This window comes from Neisseria sp. HMSC70E02, from assembly GCF_001838645.1.
Taxonomy (GTDB): domain Bacteria; phylum Pseudomonadota; class Gammaproteobacteria; order Burkholderiales; family Neisseriaceae; genus Neisseria; species Neisseria macacae.
Genome location: NZ_KV838139.1, coordinates 6177 through 13449 on the forward strand (window position 1 = coordinate 6177; position 7273 = coordinate 13449).

Annotated in this window: 9 protein-coding genes; 4 read left to right on the plus strand and 5 right to left on the minus strand. The window is 52.4% G+C overall.

Annotation, left to right across the window (positions count from 1 at the left end; all coding sequences use genetic code 11):
* Nucleotides 1-137 precede the first annotated feature (137 nt).
* Nucleotides 138-1004 carry a ribosome small subunit-dependent GTPase A gene (gene rsgA / locus HMPREF3277_RS12380; protein ID WP_070871291.1) on the plus strand — a complete coding sequence of 289 codons (867 nt, stop codon included), beginning with the start codon at nucleotides 138-140 and terminating at the stop codon, nucleotides 1002-1004.
* 555 nt (nucleotides 1005-1559) lie between these two features.
* Here rsgA and HMPREF3277_RS12385 read toward each other — a convergent pair.
* The 5 genes from HMPREF3277_RS12385 to tsaB form a co-directional block, all read right to left on the minus strand.
* Nucleotides 1560-2228 carry an HAD-IA family hydrolase gene (locus HMPREF3277_RS12385; protein ID WP_070871292.1) on the minus strand — a complete coding sequence of 223 codons (669 nt, stop codon included), beginning with the start codon at nucleotides 2226-2228 and terminating at the stop codon, nucleotides 1560-1562.
* A 391-nt stretch (nucleotides 2229-2619) separates the two neighbouring features.
* Nucleotides 2620-3114: a hypothetical protein gene (locus HMPREF3277_RS12390; protein ID WP_003763765.1), complete on the minus strand. Its 495-nt coding sequence runs from the start codon at nucleotides 3112-3114 to the stop codon at nucleotides 2620-2622.
* A 61-nt stretch (nucleotides 3115-3175) separates the two neighbouring features.
* Nucleotides 3176-3970: a uracil-DNA glycosylase family protein gene (locus HMPREF3277_RS12395; protein WP_070871293.1), complete on the minus strand. Its 795-nt coding sequence runs from the start codon at nucleotides 3968-3970 to the stop codon at nucleotides 3176-3178.
* Nucleotides 3964-4407 carry a ribosomal protein S18-alanine N-acetyltransferase gene (gene rimI / locus HMPREF3277_RS12400; protein WP_070871294.1) on the minus strand — a complete coding sequence of 148 codons (444 nt, stop codon included), beginning with the start codon at nucleotides 4405-4407 and terminating at the stop codon, nucleotides 3964-3966. The genes HMPREF3277_RS12395 and rimI overlap by 7 nt, the downstream gene beginning before the upstream one ends.
* Nucleotides 4404-5081 carry a tRNA (adenosine(37)-N6)-threonylcarbamoyltransferase complex dimerization subunit type 1 TsaB gene (gene tsaB, locus HMPREF3277_RS12405; RefSeq protein WP_070871295.1) on the minus strand — a complete coding sequence of 226 codons (678 nt, stop codon included), beginning with the start codon at nucleotides 5079-5081 and terminating at the stop codon, nucleotides 4404-4406. Before tsaB ends, rimI begins: the two co-directional genes overlap by 4 nt.
* Before the next feature lie 286 nt (nucleotides 5082-5367).
* Between tsaB and HMPREF3277_RS12410 the strand changes: the two genes are divergently transcribed.
* The 3 genes from HMPREF3277_RS12410 (at nucleotide 5368) to HMPREF3277_RS12420 (ending at nucleotide 7245) form a co-directional block, all read left to right on the plus strand.
* Nucleotides 5368-5934 (plus strand): NADPH-dependent FMN reductase, encoded by a 567-nt coding sequence (locus tag HMPREF3277_RS12410; RefSeq protein WP_009312712.1) that lies wholly within the window; start codon nucleotides 5368-5370, stop codon nucleotides 5932-5934.
* 309 nt (nucleotides 5935-6243) lie between these two features.
* Nucleotides 6244-6783, plus strand: a complete 540-nt coding sequence (locus HMPREF3277_RS12415; RefSeq protein WP_070871296.1) for a DUF3304 domain-containing protein — start codon at nucleotides 6244-6246, stop codon at nucleotides 6781-6783.
* A gap of 153 nt (nucleotides 6784-6936) precedes the next feature.
* A complete protein-coding gene (locus HMPREF3277_RS12420; RefSeq protein WP_070871297.1) occupies nucleotides 6937-7245 on the plus strand; it encodes a hypothetical protein in 309 nt (102 codons plus the stop codon).
* Nucleotides 7246-7273 lie beyond the last annotated feature (28 nt).

A 7273-nucleotide genomic window follows, 5' to 3' on the forward strand; every position in this document is an offset into this window, starting at 1 on the left:
CGTACTGGTTTAAAGTTAATCCACTATAGAATCGTTTCAGACGACCCCTGCCTATTTCGGTACAATACCTTTTCGCCGCAAGGCTGCCACGCCGCCGCGAACATTCCCTTTATCCACTCCACCCGACCCAACCGTTCATGACCGATACCGCCCAAATCATTACCAGCTACGGCCGCCGCTACATCGTGCGCACGCCCGACGGCAAAACCTACGAAGCCAGCACGCGCAAAAAGCGGGTGGACTTCGCCTGCGGCGACCGCGTGCATATCCAAACCGTCAACGCCGAACAAGCCGTCATCGAAGACTACCTGCCGCGCGAAAGCCTGCTCTACCGTCAAGACGCTTGGAAAACCAAGCTCATCGCCGCCAACGTCAGCCAGCTCCTTATCGTTACCGCCGCCGTTCCCTCGCCAAGTGAAGCCCTGCTGCAACGCGCCCTCCTAGCCGCCGAAGCCGCGGGCATCCAAGCCGTCATCATCCTGAACAAAGCCGACCTGCCCGAAACCGCCCTCTGGCGCGAAAAACTCAAATTCTACAAAACGCTCGGTTATCCCGTCATCGAAACCTGCGCGCTGGAAAACGCCGACATCCTGCGCCCCGTCCTGCAAGGGCATACCAACATCCTGCTCGGACAAAGCGGCATGGGCAAATCCACCCTGACCAACGCCCTCTTGGGCAACCAAACCGCCCGCACCGGCGACATCTCCACCGCGCTCGATTCCGGCAAACACACCACCACCCACGCCCAGCTTTACGATTTAAACGAAGCAACCCAATTAATCGATTCCCCCGGTTTGCAAGAATTCGGCCTGCACCACCTCCAAGCCGCCGACCTGCTGCAATACTTCCCCGATCTGCGCCACCTCGTCGGGCAATGCCGCTTCCACAACTGCACCCACCGCGCCGAACCCGGCTGCGCCGTCAAAGCCGCCGCCGAAGCAGGCGAAGCCAAACCCGAACGCATCGAATTTTTGCAACGGATAACGGATGAGTTGTTGAGGTAGGGAGAAGCGGTTGGTCTTGGTGAACTAAAAAAGGTCGTCTGAAAACTTGAGGGGTAGGTTTTCAGACGACCTTTTTTATTGTGGAGAGGGTTTGGGATGGAGAAGCGATTGACTCATTCGATACAAAGGATTTCTCCGAATAGGTACGCCTAGCCCGATGATCGGCAGCACGCCATAACGCTTCGAGCAAAGTGTAGCGTGGGCTTTGCCCACGAAATCTGCCAATCAATTTCTGAATCAAACCATAAACCGAGTTTTTCGTGGGCAAAGCCCACGCTACGGTGGTAGATCAACGTTAATTGGGATAGGGAAGCGATTTGCTCATTCAACGCGGAGGATTTCTCCGAAAAGGTATGCCTAGCCCGATGATCAGCAGCACGCCGTAACGCTTCGAGAAAAGTGTAGCGTGGGCTTTGCCCACGAGACCTGCCAATCGGTTTCCGAATCAGAAATCAGTCAATCGGTTTCTAAATCGGATCATAAACCGAGTTTTTCGTGGGTAAAGCCCATGCTACGGTTTGGCTGTCTGCATCGTTAAAGGGTTTGTGCTTTGCGTTAAACCTTGCCCGTCCAATCAAACGTTTCCAAGAAGTCAGGCAGCTCGGAGAGGCTGTTGAGTATGGCAAGATGCGGGGCGGTGTGCAACATGGCGGCGGAGTGTGCGCCTGTGGTGAGGGCGACGGCGGGGGCTTTGGCGTTGGCGGCCATTTCCAAGTCGTGGGTCGTATCGCCGACAACCAAAGTTTCCTGCGGCGTCAGCCCCAGTTCGTCGCATAGTTTGAAAACCATGTCGGGTGCGGGTTTGGATGCTTGTTCGCTGGCGCAGGTCGTCGCCATCCAAAAATCGGCTGTACCGGTTTGCGCGATGGAGCGGTCGAGTCCTATCCTGCCTTTGCCCGTGGCGACGGCGAGCCAGTAGCCTTGGTTTTGCAGGGTGTGCAGGCAGGGTAGGGCTTCGGGGAAGAGCGTCATGTTTTGGTTGTTGGGGTTGAGATAGTGTGCGGCGTAGGTTTCCGTCAATTCTTCGCGCATGTGTTCGCCGGCATACGGGGCGAGGCGGCGGATGATTTCCGGCAGGCTGTAACCGATGAGGGAGCGGACGGCATCGTCATCGGGAACGGGCATGCCGCAGTCGGCAAAACTTTGTTGGAAGGTGCGGATAATCGGGCGCGTCGTGTCTGCCAGCGTTCCGTCCCAGTCGAAGATAATCAGTTTAGGTTTCATCGTGCGCTTTCTTTCAGACGACCTTGGGGCAAGATATAGTGGATTAACTTTAAACCAGTACGGCGTTACCTCTCCTTAGCTCAAAGAGAACGATTCTCTAAGGTGCTGAAGCACCAAGTGAATCGGTTCCGTACTATCTGTACTGTCTGCGGCTTCGTCGCCTTGTCCTGATTTATGTTAATTCCACTATAAAAAAATCATAGCAGAAAATCCGATGCCTGCCTGCTTACGGATTGATGCAAACGTTAAAAAATCCTGCCTGAATTCAAACGCTAAGAACGGATGAATTTAGGTAAAAGGGTCGTCTGAAAAGTTTCAGACGACCCCTTGTTTATGGTTTCTTGCCGGAGAATATGAAGGAAGACGTTGCTTTGACTCCCTGCTGCCAGGCTTATCTTTTCATTTTGTGGAAGATGATGGGCTGTTCCGGCGCGCGGGTCAGTTGGCGCGGCAGCGTCAGCATCGCCAATATCCAGACGCTCAATGCGTAAAGAAATATTCCGCCTTGCCGCATGCCGCCCAATGCCGCGCTGCCCAGCAAAGATTCCAAGATAATCACGACCAAAGCCGCCGCACACGCCGCCGCCCCGCTTAAAAACAGGGCGTAGTGGAAATGGCGGCGCATCATTTTTTTGTAGGCGAGTTTGGTCAGTCCGCCCGCGATAATCAAGTTGAAAAAGCCGAATACGCCGCAGATAAACCAAACGATGGCGTCATCCCAGCCCGCTACTTGCCGCAACTGCCCGTTTTGGAAGGTCAGCAGCAGTCCGGAATGGCGGAACAGCCCGACTGTGATGATTTCGTGCAGCAGCAATGCCAGGGGCAGGGTCAGGAAAATCAGGGCAATCAGCAGCGGGCGGTAGGGTTTTTCTTGGGTGAGGTACATGATGGATAGGGAAGGGGGTTGGATGTGGTGCGGCGTCTGCTTGGGATGCTGTCGGCGTGCCTTAATTCAGTATCTGCCGCACTTGTTTCAAAACCTGCCAGGCTTTTGCTTTAAGCTGCGGTTGGCGCAGCAGGCGGGCAGGGTGGGGAAGGATGAAGCGGGGGGTGTTGCCGCAGAGTGTGTCTATCAATGGGGCAAGTTCGGGTTTGTCAAAGATTTGACCCACCAATAACACGGCTTTCGCCTGCGTATCAGCCAGCTCTCGGGCAAGCTGGGGCAGCTCGGCTTGGATTTGTTCGTCAGTAGGGTGCGGGCTGAAAACGGGCGCTGCTTTGACCCAACTGGTTTTGTAGGCTTGTTGGGGCGTCAGGCGGATGGCGGCAAGCATATTGTCGAGCAGGACGCCGACCGCGCCGTGAAAGAGCTGTCCGTGCAGGCTGTCTTCGGTTGCGGGGCAGATGCTGATGATGATGACTTCGGACGGACGCGCTTCGGTTTGCAGGCGCGGGAGGTCGTCTGAAACGGTTGCGGCGGGAGCTTTGCCGGTGTTTTCGGGTGCAGAATGTGTCCGCGCGGATGGGGAAGGCGCGTCAACCGGCGCGTCAGACGGCGGGATGGGGGGCGTTGTTGCAGAGGCAGTTTTTTCGTGTTGAACCGCCGCCATCGCCGCCATGCGGGCATGATGTGCCGATGCAGAAATCGTGCGAACGGCTTCGGCAACTTGGGCGGCAGCAGGTTTCTGCGGCTGCGTAACGGGCGCATCGCCCGCAGGCGGAATGACTTTGGCGTGACGGTTCAGCCACATCGGGCCTAAGCCTAATGCCTGATGCAAGTGGAGATAGCGGCTGCTTAACATGGTTTTTCCATTAATACGGCGTCTTCATGCCCGCCTTCGGGCAGGGAATAGTAATGTTTGCGGATGCCGACCTCGGTAAAGCCGTATTTGAGATACAGCGATTGGGCGGCGGCATTGCCGGCGCGGACTTCCAACAGCAGGCGCGTGATACCGGCGGTTTGGGCGTGGCGGAACCAATGTTCCAAAAGTGCGGCGGCAATGCCTTGGCGGCGGTATTCGGGAGCGGTGGCAATTAAATGCAGCTCGGATTCATCCAATATATCCTGCCACACGATGAAGCCGCTGACGACGCCGTCGGTCTCGCAGACCCACAGTTTATCCGTACTCTGCGCCAATGCGGAGGCAAATTGTTTCACAGACCAGGGCGAAGGGTTGCTGACCGTATCAATCGCGGCAAGGGCAGGGCAGTCGTCTGAAAAAGCGGGGCGGATATTCATGCCAGCGCTTTCCGTTCTGCCTGCTCTTTGGCGGTCAGGGCGACTTTGTTGCGGACATAAAGCAATTCGGCGTGCGCGGCATCGGACGCGGGATAACGCCCGCTGAGTGCCAGCTTGAGATAGTCGGAAGCGGCAGGCATTTGCGGCGTTCCGGCAAAGGGCGGCGCATCGGTCAGCGCAAACGCATTGCCTATGCCGCCGGTAAACGCACGGCCTTCGGGTTCGACAATTTCAGCCGCTTTACCGACCTGATAATCGCCGAGCCGCCGGTGCGCGCCCGTGTCGAACCATGCGTAAAACACTTCGCCCATGCGCGCGTCGGTCGCCACCAGTACGCAGCTTTGTCCGGGCAGCAGATACGCCGCCGCATCCAGACAGGGGATGCCGATGAGGGGCGTATCAAACGGCGTCGCCAAACCTTGCGCCACGCCTGTTCCGATACGCAAACCGGTAAACGCTCCGGGGCCTTGTGCATAGACGATGACGCCCAAATCCGCCGCCGTAATACCCGCCTGCTCAAACAAAACACGAATCTGCGGCAGAATCAAATCGGATTGCTTGGTGCCGACATCTTCATGAAACGAAACAATCTGGCCATCGGTTTGCAACGCGAGGGACAGGTAGGAAGTGCTGGTGTCGATGGCAAGGACAGGTCGTCTGAAATCGGCTTGCATGGCGTGTTCTTCAAGATAAAAATTTTAGGATGGATTATAGCATTGTCGTCTTGATTCATGCCCGATAGGGTTTTCAGACGACCTCAATGATGTTTCAGCACTTTAAAAAAGGACTGTCTCGAAACTGGGGCAGGGCAGGCAAGCCGCTACCAAACCGATTTCCCAACTCAGGCCTGCCTTGCACAGAATAGTCAATTTGTTCCCAACAGGATTGACGACAATCAACCGGCGGCTTTAAAATGAATTCAAGAATCGTTATTATTTTTACAACATCAGGAGAAAATTTATGGCAAAAAAAGTCAGCATTTTAGTAGGCAGCCTGCGTAAAGGATCGTTCGCCCGCAAAGTGGCGCAAAACGTCATCCCCATGTTCCCCGAAGGCTACGATGCCCAAATCGTCGAAATCGGCCATTTGCCGCTCTACAATTTCGACTACGACGACCCCGCCGAAACCGACTTCCCCACACCCGAAAGCTATACCGCCTTCCGCGAAACCATCAAAGCTTCCGACGGCGTATTGTTCGTTACCCCCGAAAACAACCGCACCGTCCCCGCCTGCCTGAAAAACGCGATAGACATCGGCTCCAAACCCAACGCCGACGTCGCCTGGAAAAACACGCCCGCAGGCATCATCAGCCATTCCGTCGGTAAAATGGGCGGTTACAGTTCGCAAAAAAACCTGCGCCTTGCCTTGTCCTACTTCAATATGCCGCTGACCGGACAGCCCGAAGTCTTCCTCGGCAACTCCCCCACCTTGTTTGACGACAACGGCAAACTCATCGAATCCGCGCGCAGCTTCGTCCAAGGCTATATCGACCAACTCGTCGCCCTCATCGAGAAGAACCCCAAATAAACACAGCAGAAAACTGTCGACTTTAGAAAATAGCTTATTTTCTAAACATCAAAAGTTTAATGCAGAAAGGTCGTCTGAAATCTAAGGTTTCAGACGACCTTTCTTTTAAATCAATAACGTCAGGAGAGGCGCACATCAAAAGCTCGTCTGAAAAAAGCAAATCCAACGGGTCTGCAACCATTCAGACGACCCATCAGCCGGTTATCCCATTCGCTTTACCCATTACATCGTTCAAGCTACTATACGAACTACGTTGTCATTTAAAAAGTGAACCGCCCTGAGCATTGTGGCGGACAAAAAAGGAAAAAAATGAAAAAATTATTTAGGTTTTTAGGCTTGGTAGTTTTAGTCGCCGCTCTTCCGGTTTTATCGATCTATGCCTCTTCAGTAAAAGAAATCTTCAATCAAAAGGATGATTTTTTTGTGGATACCGATAAGGAACGCTCGTTTTCATTTATGCTAAACAACTATTCCGACCGAGGTGTAACGATTTTTTATCAACAGGTCGGGCAAACATGGCATTTAGGTGGAATCAGTCCTTATGCAGAGGAAGGAGGTGGACAATGTTGCGTTTCCATCCCACGCTGGCATGAGGGGATGACGCTGCCACTGACTTTGATGATAAGCACGGATACAAATGAATTTGAAGAGCGTAACGTTAATGCGAAGGTAGATAAATTTACCGATGAAGACAACGGATTATTGCAGTTTCACATTTTGCCGGATTATTCAGTGCGTGTATTAATTTCAAGTTACGGTAGGCAGAGGCCGGAAAATTCTATGCATCAGTTTCATGAAACTTTGAAAAAAGATAACGAAGCATACCGTAAGGAAAATCCGGATTTTTAAATTAAGATGAGCGAAACGATGAGCAAAGCTGAATAATGATTTTCGCAAAACCGTTTATATAAATAGGGTACTCTACCGGCTATTTCCTATGGGTTATTGGGTGATCGGAATGACTTATGTTGCCAGCCCGAATATTTGCTGTCGAAAGAAAATATGAATTTAGAGATCCGACGCGATAGTATGTATTGGCATGTAAAAAGAAATGATTTAAAAGAAATAATTTCTTCATTACAAAGAGAAGGGAATTATTGGGAAGGGCAGGTTTTTTTAACAAAGCGCAAGAAAGAATACAAGCTTTCTTTTAGAGTTTTTCTGAATTCAAATGATGAAGATGAGTTTGATATAGCTGACGGTCAGTTTACTCTTTCAATATCCGATGATACCTTTTCCTTGTTGGAAGAATATAGTGTCATAGTCGGTAAATATTGCACGCCCTTTTCACATGAATTGAATGATCTATAGTAAATTAAAAACAAAATAGTACAATACT

Coding starts and splice junctions, on each gene's coding strand:
- HMPREF3277_RS12395 (WP_070871293.1), bottom strand. CDS start 3,970: ATGTTAAGCAGCCGCTATCTCCACTTGCATCAGGCATTAGGCTTAGGC.
- HMPREF3277_RS12385 (WP_070871292.1), bottom strand. CDS start 2,228: ATGAAACCTAAACTGATTATCTTCGACTGGGACGGAACGCTGGCAGAC.
- HMPREF3277_RS12390 (WP_003763765.1), bottom strand. CDS start 3,114: ATGTACCTCACCCAAGAAAAACCCTACCGCCCGCTGCTGATTGCCCTG.
- HMPREF3277_RS12410 (WP_009312712.1), top strand. CDS start 5,368: ATGGCAAAAAAAGTCAGCATTTTAGTAGGCAGCCTGCGTAAAGGATCG.
- rsgA (WP_070871291.1), top strand. CDS start 138: ATGACCGATACCGCCCAAATCATTACCAGCTACGGCCGCCGCTACATC.
- HMPREF3277_RS12415 (WP_070871296.1), top strand. CDS start 6,244: ATGAAAAAATTATTTAGGTTTTTAGGCTTGGTAGTTTTAGTCGCCGCT.
- tsaB (WP_070871295.1), bottom strand. CDS start 5,081: ATGCAAGCCGATTTCAGACGACCTGTCCTTGCCATCGACACCAGCACT.
- HMPREF3277_RS12420 (WP_070871297.1), top strand. CDS start 6,937: ATGAATTTAGAGATCCGACGCGATAGTATGTATTGGCATGTAAAAAGA.
- rimI (WP_070871294.1), bottom strand. CDS start 4,407: ATGAATATCCGCCCCGCTTTTTCAGACGACTGCCCTGCCCTTGCCGCG.